Source organism: Lachnoanaerobaculum orale, assembly GCF_003862485.1.
GTDB lineage: Bacteria > Bacillota > Clostridia > Lachnospirales > Lachnospiraceae > Lachnoanaerobaculum > Lachnoanaerobaculum orale.
In genome coordinates this window covers 1,319,409-1,339,364 of the sequence record NZ_RRCM01000001.1, presented here as the reverse complement: position 1 = coordinate 1,339,364, position 19,956 = coordinate 1,319,409, and the positions used below count along the sequence as shown (strand labels likewise).

11 protein-coding genes are annotated in these 19,956 nt (G+C 38.2%); 8 read left to right on the top strand and 3 right to left on the bottom strand.

Going from position 1 to position 19,956, the window contains the following annotated elements; all coding sequences use genetic code 11:
- Positions 1-3 precede the first annotated feature (3 nt).
- Positions 4-636, bottom strand: coding sequence for a flavodoxin family protein (locus EHW90_RS06420; RefSeq protein WP_124952054.1), 633 nt, complete (start codon positions 634-636; stop codon positions 4-6).
- A 207-nt stretch (positions 637-843) separates the two neighbouring features.
- Here EHW90_RS06420 and EHW90_RS06415 point away from each other — a divergent pair, with 207 nt between their 5' ends.
- The gene (locus EHW90_RS06415) at positions 844-1,548 is read left to right on the top strand and encodes a response regulator transcription factor (RefSeq protein WP_124952053.1); all 705 of its coding nucleotides are present in this window, start codon (positions 844-846) and stop codon (positions 1,546-1,548) included.
- Entirely contained in the window at positions 1,545-2,768 is a 1,224-nt protein-coding gene (locus EHW90_RS06410) for a sensor histidine kinase (RefSeq protein WP_124952052.1), read from the top strand. The genes EHW90_RS06415 and EHW90_RS06410 overlap by 4 nt, the downstream gene beginning before the upstream one ends.
- A 16-nt stretch (positions 2,769-2,784) precedes the next feature.
- On the opposite strand, the gene EHW90_RS06405 is transcribed toward EHW90_RS06410, so the two are convergent.
- Positions 2,785-2,982, bottom strand: coding sequence for a helix-turn-helix transcriptional regulator (locus EHW90_RS06405; RefSeq protein WP_007591857.1), 198 nt, complete (start codon positions 2,980-2,982; stop codon positions 2,785-2,787).
- A 9-nt stretch (positions 2,983-2,991) separates the two neighbouring features.
- Positions 2,992-3,498: a hypothetical protein gene (locus EHW90_RS06400; protein ID WP_124952051.1), complete on the bottom strand. Its 507-nt coding sequence runs from the start codon at positions 3,496-3,498 to the stop codon at positions 2,992-2,994.
- 164 nt (positions 3,499-3,662) lie between these two features.
- Here EHW90_RS06400 and EHW90_RS06395 point away from each other — a divergent pair, with 164 nt between their 5' ends.
- The 6 genes from EHW90_RS06395 to EHW90_RS06370 all read left to right on the top strand — a co-directional run bounded on the left by EHW90_RS06395 (position 3,663) and on the right by EHW90_RS06370 (position 19,933).
- Positions 3,663-4,478, top strand: coding sequence for an endo alpha-1,4 polygalactosaminidase (locus tag EHW90_RS06395; RefSeq protein ID WP_124952050.1), 816 nt, complete (start codon positions 3,663-3,665; stop codon positions 4,476-4,478).
- A 152-nt stretch (positions 4,479-4,630) separates the two neighbouring features.
- Positions 4,631-5,692, top strand: a complete 1,062-nt coding sequence (locus EHW90_RS06390; protein WP_124952049.1) for an ABC transporter substrate-binding protein — start codon at positions 4,631-4,633, stop codon at positions 5,690-5,692.
- Between the two features lie 52 nt (positions 5,693-5,744).
- Positions 5,745-6,821 (top strand): FecCD family ABC transporter permease, encoded by a 1,077-nt coding sequence (locus tag EHW90_RS06385; protein WP_124952048.1) that lies wholly within the window; start codon positions 5,745-5,747, stop codon positions 6,819-6,821.
- Entirely contained in the window at positions 6,821-7,588 is a 768-nt protein-coding gene (locus EHW90_RS06380; RefSeq protein WP_167456749.1) for an ABC transporter ATP-binding protein, read from the top strand. Before EHW90_RS06385 ends, EHW90_RS06380 begins: the two co-directional genes overlap by 1 nt.
- A gap of 514 nt (positions 7,589-8,102) precedes the next feature.
- A complete protein-coding gene (locus EHW90_RS06375) occupies positions 8,103-15,209 on the top strand; it encodes an InlB B-repeat-containing protein (protein WP_124952046.1) in 7,107 nt (2,368 codons plus the stop codon).
- Between the two features lie 14 nt (positions 15,210-15,223).
- On the top strand, positions 15,224-19,933 hold the full coding sequence (locus EHW90_RS06370; protein WP_124952045.1) for an N-acetylmuramoyl-L-alanine amidase family protein: 4,710 nt from the start codon (positions 15,224-15,226) through the stop codon (positions 19,931-19,933).
- Positions 19,934-19,956 lie beyond the last annotated feature (23 nt).

The window sequence follows — 19,956 nt, the reverse complement described above, 5'->3', positions numbered from 1 at the left end:
GTTTTATCTTATGAAGTTTGTATGTGCGTCTTTTTTAGTATCAGGATAAGGGATACCATGTTCTTTTGCGAGTGCAAAACTTCTCATCATCCAAATCATATTTTTTGCAAGATTTCTCATTGTCTGCATTCCCTCTAGGTCTTTAGCGGCATCTTCGGCTACTGCCCCATGTGAGATATTCCAATAGGTTGAGCCGGCTATCGGCATCTCGGAAATACCGAAGTATTTATTGAGCACGTCAAAAGATGCTGTTGTTCCGCCTCTTCTTGCTACAGCAACAGATGCTCCCGGTTTAAACTTAAAAGGATTTTCTTCAATACTTCCTGCCGCATAGAAGACGCGATCAAGGAATGAAAGTATTCTTCCTGACGGGTGAGCGTAGTATACTGGTGTTGTAAAGATAAAACCGTCGGCTTCCTTTGCCTTTTCTATAAACTCGTTTACATCGTCATTAAATACGCATTTGGCATGTGTATAACAGTATCCGCATTGAATACAGTCTTGTATAGGCTTATTTCCAAGCTGAATTACCTCTGTTTCTATATTTTGAGCTTCGAATACTTTTTGCATTTCTTTTACAGCCTGCATTGTAGTACCGTTTTTGTGACTGCTGCCGTTTACAAATAAGACTTTCATTGATTTTCCTCCTAAAAATTTGAGCAAATTTATAGTGAAACATTATAGTATAAGTCTGTCCGGACAACAAGTATAACTCTTGTTTTATTCTAAGAACAATTTGATTCGATTATCTCCACATTATGATTACATTAAGAAAACTATTTTTATATAGCGACTTTACTTAAATACGATATAATAAGAAAACAAAACAATTTAGGAGTATATATGGAAAAGAAAGACTGTAAAATACTGATAATTGATGATGAAGCGGAATTATCAAAGGTTTTAGGAGACATTTTAAAAAATGACGGATATACTGATATAGAATATGCCGATAATCTAAAAGAAGGAAGAGAAAAAATAGACAGCACTCAGATTCATCTTATTTTACTTGATGTAATGCTTGGGGACGGCAACGGATTTGATTTTTATGAGGAATTAAAAAGGGTCGGCATATTTCCTAAACTTCCTGTAATCTTCCTGTCGGCAAGAGATGAGGATGAAGACAGACTCCATGGTCTTGGACTGGGAGCGGATGACTATATAACAAAACCCTTCCTTCCAAAAGAATTGTTACTGCGTATCGGTGCGGTACTTAGAAGATGTTATTCACTTGATGAAAATACATCAGATATTGTTTTAGGTGAAAGCAGAGTTTCTATAGAGGGAGGTATTGTAAAAAAGAATGGAGATGTCATAACCTTGACAGCCAAAGAACTTACATTATTCTCAATTCTTTATAGAAATAGAGGTAGGATAGTAACTACAGATATGCTTTGTGAAGAGCTTTGGCCGGACGGAAGCTTCGGACTTGAAAATTCTTTAATTGTACATATGCGTCATTTGAGAGAAAAGATTGAAAAAGATCCTTCAAAACCGATTTTTCTAAAGACGGTTAGAGGTTTGGGATATAAGATGGAGAAGATATGAGAAAAAGCCTGGAGAGAAGATTGCAATTTATACTATGGGTACTTGTTTTTGCCGTAGCCATATTGTTTGTGGATTTCATAATCTGTATGGCTGTGATGTATAAAAGCTCAGATATAAACTATACAGATGCAAGCGAAATAATGGACAGCTTATCATACAATACCGGTGAATATGTTTTAAGTGATGAAGAAAGCACACAGTTACAAAAGAATAACGAATTTGCATTTTTACTGGACAGTACCGGAAATATTACATGGTCTGAAAATATGCCTGAATCTTTGAAAAAATCAAAGTATACTTTACAGGATGTGGCCAAGTTTACAAGGTATTATCTGGATGACTATCCTGTACGTACTTATATAGTCAGTGAAGACAGATTACTTATAGTCGGAAAGCTGAATGCGGATATATGGAAATATACTTTGGAATATGATGCGAATAATGTTTTGACATTCCTGGAAATAACTCCTGTATTATTTATTTTTAACATAATTTTGTTTATCTTTGTTTCGATAAGGATGTATAAAGCAAGGCGAAGAAGAATAGAGGAAGAAAGGGTAGAGTGGATTGCCGGAGTTTCTCATGATATCAGGACACCGCTTGCCGTTATTTTAGGTAATGCACAAATGATTCCGAAAGAAAGCAGTATGGATGAAATAAAAAGAAAGTCCGAGATTATTGAAAGTCAGGGACTTCGCATCAGAGCATTGGTAGAGAATTTAAATATTACAAGTAAGCTCGACTTCGGTACAAAAAGATTTGAAAAAAGCAAGGTTTGTTTAAGTACACTTATCAGAAAGATTGTAAGTAATATGATAAATTCACTTGATATTGATGCACAGTCCAAGTATGATTTTGAACTGAACATAGATGACGAGTTGCAAAAATATGAAGTTTCATTAAATGAAGAATTGTTTGAAAGAGCCGTAATAAATCTTTTAAATAATGCTTTTCGTCACAATCCTGAAGGATGCAGCATCTATATAAATCTATATAAAGAAAATAAGAAAATATTTTTGGAGATAGAAGACAGCGGAAGCGGAGTACCGGAGGAAATTTTACAAAGACTTAATCAAAATGCATATGCTGAGACCAAAAGCGTCGGAAAACATGGACTTGGACTAAAGATAGTTAAGAAGGTAGCAGCATTTCATAGATGGAAGGTGAGATTTACTAACGGTGAGAATACAGGATTTGTTTGCAGGATGGAGATAAAATAAGAGGGCAAGCACCCTCTTATTCTTCTTCCCAGAACAATTCATCCAAAGTCTTATCAAGTGCGCGACAGATGGATAGACATAGGCGAATTGTGGGATTGTAGTCTCCCTTTTCTATAGCATTTATTGTTTGACGGCTGACTCCTACCAGATCCGCAAGCTGCTGTTGGGAGAGGTCTTTGGCAGCTCTGGCGGATTTTAATTTAAGGTTTTTCATAGTTTCCCCTTATTCCTCATCTTTTTTACATCTGTCTATCATCAATTTTATTACCAAATTTAAAGTTAAAATAATAAAGGCAACAGCTACGATAAGATTTATACCTTCTCTAAACTGTAATACTCCGTCTTTAAACAATGTGTGATCTGATACAGACCTTATTAAGTAGTAGGCATTTAATAAAAATATAATTATATAGGTGATAAAGTACTTTTTATAATTATTTCTTTTATAACTGCCGTAAGCGTCATTAAAAACAATATAAGTATTCAGCACAATACCTGATATAAAAAGTATTATGACACTTATAAGATCATTTGAAACAGGTAATGATAGGGTATCTTTTGTGAATATATGTAAAGGTGAAAGTATCATTACGGTAAAGTATGCATAAGCATAACCGCGTCCTCTAACAGCCAACTGCCTTTCATCATATTCTTCTTTCGACTTTTTTGAATTAAAAGCCAAAACTTCAAATACACCTACAATAAATAAACCAATCATAATATATTCCATAAAAACTCCCTTCAGACAAAATGTCATATATGTTTTACATCATCAATATAACTCTATAATTACATTATGTCAAGTATATTTTACCTTATGTAAGATTATATACTTGATTAAAACATTTATAATTGATATAAATAGGATGTACAACTATAGAAAGGAGTTTTCATATGAAGAAATTCGTGCTTATCGTCTTGGCTATTGTCTGCGGTATTGTTCTTTTTACTTTTGCTAAAGCTGATTTTATGTCGAATAAATATTACGGTGTATTTATAGGCATCAGCAAAGAAGATGGAATAAAGCTTAATAATTACCAAGTCCTTGTACTTGAATCTACAGAATATGATAAGGATGATATAAAGAAACTACATGAGAAAAATAAAAAGATATATGCCTATCTTAATATAGGATCTTTGGAAAACTATCGTCCATACTATGAGGAGTTTAAAGATAAAACACTTGGTACATATGAGAACTGGGAAGATGAGTCATGGATGGACGTATCTGATAAGAACTGGCAAAATCTTATAGTAAATGATCTTGGGAAAAGTATCGCAGATAAAGGCTTTGACGGTTTTTTTATAGATAACTGTGATGTGTATTATCAGTTTGAGAATGAAAAGATATTTGGCGGACTTTGTTTTATACTAAAGGCGCTTCGAAAGTATAATCTTAATACTATAATAAACGGCGGAGATATATTTGTAAGCAAATGTATAGATGAGAAAAAATCAAAGGAAATGTTTGACGGAGTCAATCAGGAATGTGTATTTACAAGTATTGACTTTGAAAACAAAAAATACGGTAAAAAATCAGCTAAAGACCGTGAATATTTTATACAATATTTGAATAAAGCAAAAATGGATGGACTTAAGGTGTTTTTAACGGAGTACAAAGCTGATATAGTGACTTTACAAGAGATTGAAAAATATTGTAAAGATAACGGATTTCATTGGTATAATGCAAGGAATTTGGAGTTGAAATAGAATTTTCACGACTTTTATATAGTATAGGGGTATAGGTATATTGCTTAAAATTTAATTTTGAATATTGACTTTTTTATTGGAAGTGTTAGAATATCTAAATGTTATGAATTGATATTCATAAGACACAATAACATTACTAAAAAGAGGTATTTATGAAAAAGTTGGCAATTTTGACAGGACTTTGTATTACAGCAGTGAGTATGTCTGCTTGCAGTTCTCAAAAGAGAGTAGTCGGTTCTAAAGGCGATCAGTACTCTGTGAAAAAGGATGTGGAGAAGGTCAGCAATGAGGCACAGTCAGGCGATAAGGCTTATGAGCCTTATACAATCACATTAAATCTTGAGAGATCGGGTGCCGGACAAAATATGGAAGAGACATTTACATCCGCACCGAAGAGAGTGGTGGCAGACGGTGACCAGATGGTGGATTTCTTTTTGGATCTCGGACTTGAGGATCATATAGCAGGATATACCAGAGGAGCTTGCCTTGATACTGTAAATGATTTTCCTGCAAGAGATAAGTTGAATAAGATAGTTCCTGACGGTCAGAATTTAAGTAAGGCGTCAAAGGAACAGATTCTTGCATTAAAGCCTGATTTTATGATAGGCTGGGATTCACTTTTCTCAGACAGCAACTTCTCTGTAGACTGGTGTCTTAAGAATAATATTATTCCGTATTTCCCATATTCATGTTCAGATAAGGCAACTATGGAAGATGTATATAAGGACTATGATACTTTAGGACATATCTTCGGTGTTACTGACCTTGCAAATCAGAAAGTACAGGCTATGAAAGACACTATAGAAGATGTAAAGAAGACACTTGGTGATGATGTTTATAAAAAGCCTGTTTCAGTATTTGTATATGACTCGGGTGAGGATGCACCTTTTACAGCTTGTCAAGGCATACCGGGAGATATGATAAAGCTTGCAGGCGGTCTTTCAATATTTAATGATATAGACAAGGGCTGGGCTACACCTTCATGGGAAGAGGTTGTTGCAAGAGATCCTGATGTAATTCTTATACTTGACTATGATCACGATACCGAGGCAAAGAAGCAGTTCCTTGAGACAAATGAGTTTACAAAAAACCTTCGTGCTGTAAAGGAAGGAAGGATCTACAGCGCTTGTTGTTCAGATATGCAGGGATCTGCGGGTTCAGCAAATGCCATAAAACTTATGGCACAGCAGTTCTATCCTGATAAATTCAAATAAGTTTTAGATTGGAGGCTGTCACTTTGGTGGCAGTCTTGTTTTAGGAGACAGTATGAAAAAATTTAAAAAGCATTTTTTACCGCTTGAGTCAAACGGTGCATATCTGTTTTTTATATTTATAATGATTGCCGCACTGATTGTATCCATTGCAGTCTCAATCGTACTTGGCAGCGTGGATATCAAGTTTGGCGATGTAATAGGATTTTTGGCAAATAAAATCAGCGGTAGGAGAGTAGTAGTACCTACATGGGATGACAGTATCGAGTCTATCATTTGGGATATCCGCACTCCGAGAGTTTTGACCGCATTTATTGTAGGAGCCGGACTGACACTTTGCGGTATTGTGATGCAGGCACTCACAAAGAATACCTTGGCGGATCCGTATGTCCTCGGTATTTCACAGGGTGCATCATCAGGTGCCGTATTTATGATTATGTACGGATCAATGTTTTTTTACGGACAGTACGGTACTGTATTGGGTGCGTTTATCGGTGCCGTTATATCTATAGTGATTGCACTTCAAATAGCTAAAATCAGAAATAAGGTTACAGCGACACAACTTATTCTTGCAGGTATAGCTGTTGCGGCGATGTTCGGAGCTTTGACAAATATAATGATTTATCTGCAAAGAACGGGATCCGATAAGGTAAAGACCGCTCAGTATTGGATGATGGGTTCACTAAGCGGTTCAACATGGGAAAGACTGGTCTATGTTGCCATTGTATTTGTTGTATGCTTTATCGTGATATATGCAATCAGAAAGATGCTTGATGCTATGCTTTTGGGAGATGATGTTGCACTTACACTTGGTGTAAATACAGGCAGATTAAAGCTCATTATGATTTTGGTGACAACATTGCTTACAGGTGCGATAGTGTCTATAAGCGGAGTAATAGGTTTTGTCGGACTTACAATTCCACATATAACAAGGAGTGTAGTGGGAAGTAAGCATACCAGACTTATACCTGCCGCCACATTGGTGGGAGGCACATTTTTAGTACTGGCGGATGTGATTTCAAGAGTGATTATTTCTCCTGAGGAGTTACCGATAGGAGTTGTATCGGCATTCTTCGGTGCACCTTTCTTTCTGTATTTGATCAGAAAATCGAGAATGGGAGGAAAAGGCTGATGAAACTTGAAACAAAGGGTATTACATATTCTATTGACGGAAAGCTTATAATAGACGGTATTGATATAAGTGTTAAAGAGGGCGAGTTTGTAGGAGTAGTCGGGCCGAACGGTTGCGGTAAGTCTACACTTCTAAAAAATATTTATAAGGTTTACACTCCGGACAGCGGTGCTGCATATATAGACGGCGAAGAGATTTTTAAAATGTCCAACAAAAAGACTGCAAAGAAAATGTCCGTAATGCAACAGGAAAATCTTGTGGATTTTGATATGACGGTATATGATATGGCAATGCTTGGACGATTTGCACATCAGAAGATGTTTTCAGGAGACAGCGATGAGGACAGAGAGATTGTACTTGAATATCTTAAGGAAGTAGGTCTTGAAGGATATGAAAAGAGGCACTTCCTTTCACTTTCCGGAGGTGAAAAGCAAAGAACATTACTTGCAAGAGCGTTAAGTCAAAAAGCACCGCTTATAATACTTGATGAACCTACCAATCACTTGGATATAGGGTATCAGTATCAGATAATGAATATATTAAAAAGACAAAAGCTTACCATGCTTTGCTGTGTTCATGATCTTAATATTGCGGCTACCTACTGTGACAGAATCATACTGATGAAAAAGAGGGAAGTATTCAAGATCGGAACTCCGAGAGAGATGCTTACAAGTGAGAATATAAAAGAGCTTTTCCATATAGATACTCAGATAGTAGAGAATGAAAAAACAGGCAGTATAAATATTATTTTCCTGCCTGAACTATAAAGATAAAAAGTCGTGTGAATCGGATTGAAAATTCATACGACTTTTTTAATGCATAAAAACGACATAAGGATATGATAGTGGTAATTTTAATAAAAGTTTAAGAAAATAATTTTCTATGTATCATTTGATAGTTCCAAAAACCTAAAAAATAGAGTAAAATAGTAGGGATTTTTAAAATCAAATTTTGATATAAGGAGGTGTAGGGTTAATCGGTTAATTTTATGATTTTCTACGATGCAAGATAGTAGAAAATATACAACTTTATATGGATAAGGGCTAGATCTATAGAAGTTGTGTGCTCTAGGGCTAAGAGCAATTTTAATATTATTGGGCAGTTTGCCTATGCAAGAGGGCAAACAAAATGTATAAAGAGATAAAATCGCAGAGTTTTGCTTGGGCTAGGTGAGGCTCTTTCTTATCAAGTGTATAAGTTTGATTTTATGTCTTTATGTTTAATGGAGGAATAAAATAATATAGTGATTTTATTTTGTACAAAAACTTATAGAGGTGATATATGACACAAAATAAGCACAAGGGTAAAAGACTGTTGGCAGGTCTCTTATCCTTTTTGATGGTGGCTACAGGGCTGCCTTTTGGGGAGATGGATGCAAGGGCTAGCAGCCTTGTCCCTAACACAAGCCTGACAGATAACGGGGACAGATATCCTTATATGACTACAAGTGGTTCAGGCAATAACAGAGTAAGCTACGGTTCTTCTTCATCTACAGGATTTACATTTCAGAAGATGGGAGCAGGGCTGACGACAGGTAGAAATACTAACTATGATCCAGCAGATGCTTACATGGAACTTGCTCTGGCAGAGACAAGATCAAATAATATAGGTAATACTAATTCATTCAATGTAGCTGCAGTGATAGATGATAGTGATTCTGCAAGAAATGCTGCACATAAAGGTTATAGTACTACAGTTCGAACTGCATTTGGAAAAGATTATTGGGCTACATACTATGGATTTGGAGAACCAAGACCTGATAGCGTAGGAGATGCTCCGGGTTATTTAACTCCCTTTACACCATATATGGGAGATAATATAACACCAAAAGAGGCTAAGCTGGATGGTGCTAATTATACAGGTACTCTTACAGGAACAGCACCAAACTACACATATAAAGTTATAGATCCAAATGTTTTTCCGATAAAGTTATTTCATGCTACATATAACGGTGGTATTACAGAAATTCCTGTACCGGGTAAACCTACAGGAACAAAAATAGAAGTTCGTCAGGAAATAAAACCGGATGATGACGATAAGAATTTGCTTGTAACATATACAGTAGCTAATACAACGAGTGATCCTGTAAAGTTTATGATAGGTAATGAGTCTGATACATTCCTATATAATCATGATAAGGCACCTATTTTAGTTACACAAGGTGGTAAACATCTACATATGATGGCGAATTTATCCGATGCTCAGGCACAAGATTTATATAATAAACCATCTTGGGATACGGAAAAGATTGATTCACCGGATAATACATACAGACTGTCTGACTTTGATGTAAAGGTAAAGTCAGGAGATGGAAGAGTATGGGCAGGTCAATTTGAATTTACACCATCATATATTACTAGTGGAAGTTATATTTATCATACTAGTTTTGCTTTAGCAAAATCTAAAGATAGCTTATTACAGGGTTATGACTCTGCAGCTGCTTTTTCAGCCTACTTTGATTTGGCACCTGGACAGACAAAGAGTGCCACATTTGAAGTTTCTATGAGAGTATCGGTTTACTATGTAGACCCTAATTATAGAGGTCAAAACGGTTCTTCTACCGGTTATGTAACAAGACCTTATACAAGTATAAACGATGCTGTAAAAGAAATTGTCGAAAGTGGAACAGAGAAGGCATATATTTATGTTATGGATGACACAGCTGTTTCAGAAACTATCACATGGGATAAAGATTCACATGGTCATACGGCTAAACTAAAAAGTCTTACAATCCAGACCAGTATTTATGATAAGATTGGCAATATGAGTGTAGGAGCACCTGCATCTGAACCTAATAAACCTGGATATTATAGTAATCATCCAAATGATATGCCGGAAGGTACTGTAAAGAAACTTATTCGTAAGAATGATTTTACAGGAAATCTTATAGATGTACCTGAAGGAACGACAGTAACTCTTAATAATATAGTGTTGGACGGTAATAAGGCTGCAACTGATACAGCAAATACAAAGGTAACAGGAGCACTTGTAAAAGTAAACGGTCAGCTGAATCTAAAAGCAGGTACTACACTTACGGGTAATAAAGTTCAGCCTGCAAAAAAAATAGACCCTACTTCCGGACAGGAAGTAGAAGTTATACCGACTGCTTCTGCTATAGATGTAGAAGGTGACGGAAAGATTGTAGCAAGTTCCGGTACAGGAAAAGTAATTATTACAGGTAATGAATCAACAAATAATGTTTCTGCTGTAAGCCTTGCAAATGCAAAAGCCATTACAGAACATACATCAACCACAACACAGATTGAATACCCATTTACACTAAGCGGAAATGTAAATGTAACAGGAAATACTACTATAGATACTACAAATACATCTGTACCTTCTAATATAGGATTGGGAGCAAACTATTTATATATTCCTAAGGGTGTAAGTTTGACAGGAGAAATAGGCATAAATGAGGCGGATAATTCAAGACTACCGGAATCCAATGAAGAAGGAAGTACAGTGCTTGATTACGCAGAAAGAGGAACTGTTTCGCCACCATATATTATAAATAAAATAAAGGCAGATAAGAGCCCTCTACAATCTATTGTTCCGGGAAATCCCGGAAATCAGGTTAAATCAGGTACCAAAATAGGTAATGAAACTAATCAAACACAAGGTGTCCTTTATCTGAAGGCTTCATTTTATACACTTAATATTAATTATATTGATGATGAAGGTGTGAATATACCATTTACAAGTATGGATTTCTCTTCATCAAGCCAAGGCGAGCATGTTGATAGTAATCCGTTTACTAAGTCAATTGCCGGAGGCAAAAGCATAAAATACGATCTTCCTAAATTAGAAAATGCATATGAAAAATATGTATTTGATAGAGTTGTTATACCTTCTTCAGTAAGTACAATTATTGCAGAAAAGGATCAAACAGGTAAGTATACAGGAAATATTATTGGTAGTATGGGAGCCGGTCCGGCAACTGTCAATGTTTATTTCAAAAAGAATGTTGTTCGCTATAATTTCGATACTCAGGGAGGTAATGCCTTGGCAAGTAAAGAAGAGGTAACGGATGAACATGCAACAGCAACTACTTTAGGTGAGTTGCCTATTCCTACAAAGCAGGGATATAAATTCGAAGGATGGAGGACATATACTAATAATAATGCTAATAAGGAATATGAGCCGGATGTAGATACAGACGGAGTTCCATTTGATGGGGTATTGGATACTGTACATAATATAAAAGTTTTTCCAAAGCCTACTACTCCGGGCAATGTATATTTATATGCCACATGGTCAATTGATCCGACATTACATAATGTTAGTGTAAAACATCAAAATTCAAATGTGACATTACCGGTAGACTTCGGTAGCGATGCTCCTGTACAACGCTATTTTTCACAGACATTTACTGCATTACCACGTTCTATACCCGGATATATAGTTAACACTATAGCACAAATTCCATATGCGGCAGGAAGCGTTGACAATAGAAATATCGTTACAGGAACAATGAAAACTGTAGATATTGATTTAACATATCGTTATAAGGCTGATCCGAATGTGAAATTTAAATATACTGTTGAACACCGTGATAGTGCAGGAAATAGATTAGCGCCTGATCAAACAGGAGATCTAAATGCAGAACAAATATTCTCAAGTCAGCCGGATACTTCAATCACAGGGTACAATTATACATCTTTTAATATTTTGGCAGGCGGTCATGGTAATTTGGTTTTTCCAAATAGTAATACAGGACTTGACACACCGGGGTTTGTAATTTTAAACGATCAGACAACAGGACAATTTTCTGCACATATGCCGAATCAGAATGTAGTAATCAGGTACATCTACACGGCGGATTCTTCAAACAACCTTGTGCGCAGATTCTATGACAGAGAGGTAGCAAACAGCGTACTTGCAAGCAGTGTTGACGGTATAGCACCGGGATCTACAATAACAAATATGCAGATACCTGCTGCAGGCAGCACGGTGGGAGATAAGCTTTACGGATATATCTGGGACAGCAATTCAACTGCCGATATCAATCCTGCAGGAAGCAGCTGGGGAAGTGTAAATCCGTCAGATGGAGCACTAAACGGTGCAATGCCTTTATCTGCAACAGGACCGATCAGTGTGGACTATAAGCTCAGTCGCGATCCGAGCAAGTGGAGAGCGATAAACTTTGCGGTTGCAGCGGCACCTAACAACGAAGGAAGTGTAAGCTCGGTAATGCTTGGAGCACCTACCACATTCCTCGGAGGTGACGGAAGTGCTCTCGGCAATGCAAAGGCGGATACATTCAATAAGCTCAGTGCTCAGGGAAGTATTCCGAGTACAAGTGCAAACAGATATTATAAGTTTGACGGTTGGTATATGGATGCGGCCGCAACCATACCTGTTGTACCTACAGATCCGCTGCCGAGCGGAAGTTTACCGCTAACATTGTATGCAAAATTCGTTGAAGATCCTTCTATGTGGATTGATATAAACTTTGCGGCAAATGCAAACGGTAGTGTGGGAACACCGACAACTCTTCACAAGCCTTATGATTATACATGGGGACAGATTCAAAGTGACTTACCAAGCACTATTCCTGTAGTAAACTATAACTTTGCCAACTGGAGTGACAGTACAAACCGTGCCATGACGGCAACAACCCCGCTTGTAAATCATGCGACATACTATGCAAACTTTACTAAGGATCCTGTTACTTGGGGTCTTACTATAGGTTCTATAGTACCTACAGGTCATCTTGGAAGTGACGGAAGCGGTGAAATAAGAATAAACGGTACAACGCCGGGCAATGTATATGTGATCAGTGATAAGAACGGTAAGATTGTAGCTGTAGTTACAGGTGAATCTGTAGGAAGTATTACAAATGTTCCTAATCTGATTCCGGGTGCACATTATGATGTGCAGGAAGGTACACCTGATACTATTGCAACGGTCGGAAATCCTACATCATCTGTTACAGGCAGCAATATTTCTTCACCGATAGATACCTATGTTCCTACAGTTGATAACAACTACAGCGTAGGTTATGATCCCGACAATGACGGAATGGCTCAGATTATTATAAATCCTGCCGATCCTGATGCGGATTATGCACTTATCGACGAAAGCGGAAATGTGGTAAATTATCCGGGAAGTAACAACGGATGGATAGGCTCATCAGGCAATCCGTCAAAGGTTACTTTCAACAATTTGAATCCTAATGAGACATACACTGTTGTGGCAAGAAGAAAGGGTGATACCTCAATTCCAAATCCGCTTACAAAACTTCCTGACGGAAACGCAATCACAGCCAATCCGGGAGATATGGCAGACGCACCGAAGTACATTGTTGAGACTGTAAACGGTGAGGTGGTAAGTGTAGGAAGCAACAGCGTAGGTTCAAACAGCTACACCGATGCCAAGTCAGGTGAAGTTGTAAGCTTACACGCAGACCCTGTAAATGCTGCAGGATACAACTTTAAGTATTGGCAGGTACTTGCAGGAAGAGCGGTAGGAGTTACCGGAAAAATACCTACAAATGATTACACATTCACAATGTCAAACTCAAATATTGTCTTTAAGGCGGTATATGATCTTCCGAATGTGGCGGCTGATGATGCTGATGCCGATGAAGAGATCAGAGGAGGAGCAGTAGGAGAGTTCGGACTTGATCCGAATCAGATACCTGCACTCGCACATGAACTGACAACACCGCAGGATCAATCACTTATCGGTGTAAACGGTGCCAAGGTTGACTACAGAGTTATATTCTCAAAGAGAAATGCAAGCAATGCAGAGAGTGCATTGGTAAAGCCTGTATCTGTTTCAGGTATGGATCATCCTGATGCATATACTCCGGCATATGCACTCGATATTGAGCTTGAAAGATATGTAGACGGCAGAAAGGTCGGAAGAGCGACAGCATCCAACGCAAGTATTGATGTTACGGCACAGCTTCCTGCAGCCGATACGGATCAGCTTGACTATGAAATCTTTGATGTGACTACAGGTACACCTGTTGCAATGAGTTATGTCGGAGATCTTGACAACAATGCGGGACTGTTCAAGTTCACGGCAAATCTCAATCACACCTATGTAGTGGTTTATTCAAAGGTATTCAAGGTGGTATTTGTGGATAACAAACCGGTACTTGACTATCAGTATCTGAATGATACAAGCAGAAACTTCTACCACAAGTTCAAGGTAAGAAGAAAAGAGGCGGTAGATGATACCGATTATTCTCTTGATTATTCTCTTGTTCAGGCATATGCGGACGGAGAGATTGCCGGAAACCTTGTAACACCTTTTGAAGATATATACGGTGTGGAACATAATTATAAGAACTGGTCAAAGAAGGAAAATACTCTTTCAGTATTTGATCCGTCAATGAAGATTACAAAAGCAACAACTATATACGCTTACTATGAGAATAATAAGCCTAAGGTTGACAAGGCCAGAGTAGACCTGGCGGATACCATTCAAAATGCCAAGGATTTACTTGGAAACCCTTATCTTAAGGCAGGTGAGGCTGATACTATCAGCAGCAAAATCCTTGAGGCTATGGATACGTTGGCATGGGCAAGAGATATACTTGATAAGGACGGTATTGACCACAGAAGAATGGCAAACTATGCCGAGCTTCAACAGGCAATAGACGGACTGCTTGATGTAATCAACAGATACAGCAATATATCAAACGGCAGATTGTCGGACAGAGTAAGAAGAACCGGCGGTGCAAGCGGTGGCGGAAACTCTTCAGCAGGAAGGGGTTCAATACTTTTGACACCGGGAGAGAAGAATACTACAAATAACAAGGCAACACTTGAAGGAAGTAACGTTACAAGCTTTGTACTCGGAACTGACGGAAAGTGGGAGACAAATCCTGTAACGGGAGGTTGGAGCTTTGTATTGAACGGCGGACTTCCGCTCAATTCTTCATGGGCTAAGATTCAGATTCCGGATAAGAACGGCAATCTTATCAGCAGATGGTATTTCTTTGATGCAAAGTCAACAATGGTTACAGGATGGATGCAAGACCCGTCAACAGGTAACTGGTATTATATGAATACCCAAAAGGGAGAACTTGAAGGACAGATGGTTCTCGGATGGGTACTTGATACCAATACAAACCTATGGTATTACATGGACGAAAACAACGGAGTGATGACAAGAGGTTGGCATCACGATCCGCAGGACGGAAGATGGTACTATATGAACAATTCAGGTGCTATGCTTACAGGTTGGCAACATATCGGAGGAAAGGATTACTTCTTCAACCCTGAAGTTCCTGCACCTACATATGAGTGGAATGCTTCCGATATGAAATGGGATTATGTAAAGACATCTTCAAGACCATATGGCTCCATGTATGAGAATGAAAAGACACCGGACGGCTACACAGTAAATGCCAACGGTGAAAAGCTTCAGTGATATCGGAGAAAAATATGAAAAAAATAAAAAGAAAAATTGCTTCCCTATTGGTGGGAACAATGGTTTTGACCCAGCCGGCAAGTTTGCCGGTTTGGGCGGCATCAAGTGCTCCAACAGGTCCAACTATTCAATTTAATTTTACAGATTTGAATCCTTCATTAGAAAATATTATTCAAAATGTAAATACAAGTGGTGGAATTGCCAATAAATTGATAGATATAAGTAGTAATGATTTCAACGGTATGTTAGTTGATAGGACCAATCAATATATATATTTACCTTTTGTAAAACCTGACTTAACGGATCCTAATAAGGGAAGTTTTGACAATGATACTTCAAGAAAATTGTTTGGTAAGTCTTGGAAAGAAATGGGGCTTGAGGGATATGTCATTAAAGAGTGGTTAACTGATACTAAAAATGGATTTCCGCTTTGGAGAATGGATAGTATTAATTATCCAAGTGATGGAAAAACATATTATGCTAGGCTTGGACCGGATACAACAAAGACATATAAATTAAAAGTTGAATATAAAACTGAAAATAATATATATGTGCCGGGTATCCCAACATCTGCACAGATTGAAAATAGACATGTTTTGGACGGTATACCTCAATTTCCGCTAGTACCTAATGGATTCAAGATAACCAATACAAATGTGAATGATACAGTGAAATTTTTTAAACCGGATACTGCTACAGCTTTTACAGATAGTGTTACAGATTTTAACGCTCAAGATGCCGGATTCAGTCTGGATTCAAACTATAATTTGAGTGGAACAATGATAAATAAAGATACGCACATAACATTTAAATATGATGTAGATAGTCAAATTAAAAAGACACTACAAGTTGTAGATGAGATTTATCCTGATTATTCACCAAATTCCACTCCTAAAACTATAATTAGGGATAATTTTGATTTACCGGCGTATACTGATGTAGGTACTAAGAATATAAAGCAAAGTGCTACAATAAGTAATGCGATAAGAGGTAATGCTACATCTTCAGACAGGTATTACCTTGGTGGTGTAACCATTAATTTTATTGACAGTGAAAAGAGTGGATCTGTAAATAATACATTGCTTAAAGACAGTGTAAGTATAGGCGATTTCACTTATGAAGGCTTGTCTGCAAACAGTCTTAGCTCCGGTACTTTATCTCCGGGCAAGATAGTTGGACAAATGCCGAATCAGGATGTAAAAGTAACTTATAAGTATTATCCTAATGAGTTATATGAAACAACACTTCGTATAAAATACATGGATGATAGAGGTAACGATATTACAAGGTTTGTAGTGAAAACGTTTGAAGGTAGTACGTCGCTCCCCCTATCTTCGCCGGCAGGCTCACTTAATGGTACGATTTATAAGGAAGTAGATCATAATGGAATACCTACATATCTTGATATGAAAGCGGGATATAATAATGGCTCATATTTTATAAAGATTCCTGTACCGATGCTTGTAGGTTATAAGTATGATGCCGGAAATACTCCAAAGGCACAGCTAAATGGTGATAATTGGGATGACTCATATAAAACACCGATAGCAAGTATTGCCTCTTCCTGGAGTGATTCACATCAATTCTTTGATTTAGAAACAGCTGACACAGGACCAACTAAAACAAAGGAAATTATAGTAACTTATACATCCAGTCCTGAGTCGACAGTTCAACTTATCCCTATTAACGGAGCAGGAGGAAGTATAAAGGTTGCAAATTCACCTACAGCTGCAGATTATAATGTAGGTACAGATGCTGCAATCAATCTTTCAAGAATTACTCCGACAGGAAGTACTACATACAGTGTGAATATAAATCCGAGTGATATGATTTATTATCCGGTACCTAATGCAGGATACAGATTCGATCATTGGGAGACATCGTCGGAACTTGGTTCACAGCAGGTAAACTTAAATCTCGGTACACCTCAGACTGTTACAGGAATTCCAAACAGCAAGAATACAATAATATTGACAGCAAAGTTTACAAAGATACCAAGTAACTTTAACACCTATCATTTCAATATAGGCGGTCATATCTCTCCGCTACCTTTGGGTAAGGATGCAGAGATTGCAAATGTAGATGCAAGCGGAAACCCTGTAAATCTTACATTCGGTGACTTAAGTGCATATACTGACGTAAACCCTGATACGGGATACACAATACAGTGGTTTGACGGTAACTTTAACCCTATTGATTCAACTACACCTATTAACAGTTTGAACGGACAGACTTTCACAGCGTTTGCTCAGCCGACATCACCTCTTGTAGCAAATGCGCCTGCAGCTAACGGACAGTTACATCCTTCAAACGGAACACCTTCAATACAGATAGACCCTACAACTATTGACAGCAGACTTCGCTATGTAGTCGTAGACCCTGTCAGCGGAAATGTAGTGAGTGTAGTAAACGGTGCAAACCTTGTTTCAACAGGCGGTGAGATAGCAGACCCTGCGCTTAATCCGGGACAAAATTATCAGGTATATACGGCACTGCCAAGTGCGGTGGTATCGGTAGGAATGCCTATACCAAGAAGCGATGTTTCGACACCTACATCGGCTACAATACCTACTGCGATAAATCCTCTTGTTGAGGTGGATGCAAATCACCGCGGTAAAGCAAAGATTACAGTTTCACCTCTTTCGGCAAATACAGATTATGCGCTGATAGGACCCGGCGGAGTGGTATATCCGTTTACAACACCTACAGGAAGTGACCTTGTATTTGAAAACCTTGATCCTGATGTAAACTATCAGATAGTGGCAAGACCTACAGGAAGTAATATAGACCTTGTAACAAGGCAGACTACTACAGTACCTACAGATGTAAGTACTGCAAATCTTTCAATACCTAATGCAAACAGTGATATCACAATCATTGCAGATGCAAATCCACAGTACAGTCTGCTTCGTTTCAACGGCAGCAATGCTACTGCAGCAAATCCTTTACAGGGAGTAGCGGCAGGTACAAATGTTGAGATCAAAGCCGCACCGATTGATACTAACAGCAATATTTTCCAAAGCTGGAATGTAATAAGCGGACTTAGAAGTTACAATATTTCAGGAGACAGAATTTCATTTACAATGCCTGATGCACCTGTAAGATTGCAGAGTGTATTCGCTTCACCGTCAGGAAATACATGGGCTAAGGATTATGTTGACAGTATACATTCAAATCAGGATGTAGGTGTGGTATATCCGATGGTTAATGAAGCCGGAGACTTCAGAATACAGATAATAAAATCAAGTATACCTGTAGCTACAAGAAATGCTATCGCTAACGAGACAGACGACAGCTTCAGATCTGTATTCTTACTTACATTCAATGTACAAAAGAAGAATCCTGTAAGCGGTGTATGGGAAGACTATACAGACCCTAGCGGAAACAATATCACATTTGATGCAAATATTGTAACGGGAGCGCTGCTTGGCAACAGAAACTACGGATTCTATGAGCTTGGAGGAAGTCTTGCTTCACCTTCAAACGCCGGAAGTTCAAGTATAAGTCCGTATACGGGAGTGGACTTTACATCACCTACATATAACGGTGAGTTTACACTTACAGTTTCAAACGGTTCCACTTATGCACTCGGATATACGCTTCCTGACGATGTAAGAACTGTTTTGGTAAGAGATGCAAGAGACAATCACCTTGTTTCGACTCTTCATATTGCACAGACAAGAGTAATTGAAGATTATGCAAATCTCTACACTGCAAATCTTACAAGAGATTATATAGATAACAATGGTATCACATGGCATTATGAGGGTGTAAGTGATGACAGAGATTCATTTGTACCTACCGATACAACTACAAGAGTTTTAGCGGATGCCACAGTTTATCTGTTCTTCTCAAATGACAGAGTCGACAGAAATCAGGCTGCAACAGATTTGTCAAATCTTATAAATCAGGCAAGAGCGGCTCTTCCTAATGTTGCCAATACAGGTATGCTGCAAAACGCTATAGATGCGGCTAAAGCTGTGCTTGATAAAATCAACAGAAAGGCTTCAACAGGAGAGTTAAAGGCGGCATATGATGCACTTGAGCTTGCACTTAAGAATGCAGGAAAGAAGAGTAACGGCGGAAGCTCAAACGGTTCTCATTCACGCGGATCTTCAGGCGGCGGTGGCGGCCGTGGAGGCTTGGGCGCTGCAGGCAAATCAAAGACCCTCGGTGCACAGACACCTATCGCTGTAGGAATTAGTGGAAACTGGGAACTTATAAATCCTGAAGAGGCGAAAAATAATCTTGATAATTCAAAGTGGATTTTTAAGTTAAACAGCGGAGAGAGAGTTACAGGCTGGCAGAAGTTAAGCTACACCTATGAGGGAAGAACCAAGGAAGAGTGGTATCACTTTGAAGAGGACGGTATCATGGACAGCGGATGGTTTTTAGACAGAGCCACAAATAAGTGGTACTACCTTTCAATGAACCATGACGGATTCTTCGGAGAGATGATAAAGGGATGGCATCATGATCCTGATGACGGCAGATGGTATTTCCTTGACAGAGCCGACGGACATATGCATATCTCATGGGATAAAATTGACGGAAATTGGTATTACTTCAATCCGAATCCGCCTGCTCAGACATGGTTCTTTGACAACAGCACAGGTCGTTGGAACTATGGCGACAACAAAGACATAAGGCCTTTAGGCTCTATGTTCATAAATGAAGATACTCCGGACGGATTTCATGTGAATGATACCGGAGCGTGGAAGTAAAATTCCACAATCAAACTACCTAA